We start from the raw sequence: 1,006 nt of genomic DNA on the forward strand, positions 1-1,006 counted from the left end.
GGTAGCGCATCTGGTTTGGGACCAGAGGGTCGGGAGTTCGAATCTCTCCACTCCGACCATTTGAACGCACTGAAATCGCTAGAGATACTGATTTCATTGGGGTTACGGCCAACTTTCTGTTACAAAACACGTAACAAAATGGAAGTTGGGAATGTCTTCAAAGCACCGCTATCTTCTCAATCGTGACGGGCGCTATTTCGCCCGGATCGTGATCCCGAAGCCTCTTCGGCCTTTCCTCGAAAACAAATCAGAACTTCGCGAACTGCTCGGACCTGACCGGCGCACCGTTATCGCCCGACTTGCCACGGCCATTTCTGCAGAGTCCGAACACGCTCCGTTCGGATGGCGATGGAATACGAAGCCGCGCATTGTTCGTCAAATGCTGCCCCTATCTATTATACGCGCTAATTTGCGTGGTCTTTCAGCCATTGAACATATGGGGCAACAGAGTTTCCGAAGCCATTAGCCGATTCTGAAAGCACCCAAATGGCGGTAATAAACAGGCATAGGCATCCAAGCCCCACAACAACCCTAAGAAACCAGACGGCAATCAGTCGAAGCCAGCCGGAAACGCGAAGGTCTCTCTCTTGAAGACCAAGAGCCACCGCAGAAAAAGCGGCACAGGTCACGCTGAGAAAGAAAAGGAATATACCGACGAAGAAGCCGAACACGCCCCACATGGCACTGGCAAGTTCCGGGAAATCTTTGGCACGAAGAAGAAAATCGAAGACAAAACCGATACCAATAAAGGGTGCTAAAACGAGGGCGGCGATTTGAGTCTTCCAGTCGGCAAGCATCTTCAATGCAGTTCTGGGCTGATTTTGCTCGTTCTGTACGTGCGTATCTTCGTTATTGCTTGCGTCTGCCATCTGCTCCTTTTCCGAGTATCATCGTTGATGAGGCAAGATTAACGATAAAATTTCTGATAAAAAGGGCGAATCTCTCCACTCCGACTATTTTCCAGCATTCAAAGCTTGATCGGTTCCTGCACCAGTTCCACGCCGAA

The 1,006-nt window shown here is 50.1% G+C and carries 1 protein-coding gene; it reads right to left on the reverse strand.

Annotation, left to right across the window (positions count from 1 at the left end; translation table 11 throughout):
• Nucleotides 1-404: 404 nt before the first annotated feature.
• The gene (locus B4E36_RS15950; protein WP_292054980.1) at nt 405-869 is read right to left on the reverse strand and encodes a hypothetical protein; all 465 of its coding nucleotides are present in this window, start codon (nt 867-869) and stop codon (nt 405-407) included.
• Between the last annotated feature and the right edge of the window lie 137 nt (nt 870-1,006).

It is taken from the genome of Martelella sp. UBA3392, from assembly GCF_002358775.1.
GTDB lineage: Bacteria > Pseudomonadota > Alphaproteobacteria > Rhizobiales > Rhizobiaceae > Martelella > Martelella mediterranea.

Bases quoted from the DNA above. Each gene is read 5' to 3' on its own strand.
- B4E36_RS15950 (WP_292054980.1), bottom strand. From the start codon at position 869: ATGGCAGACGCAAGCAATAACGAAGATACGCACGTACAGAACGAGCAA.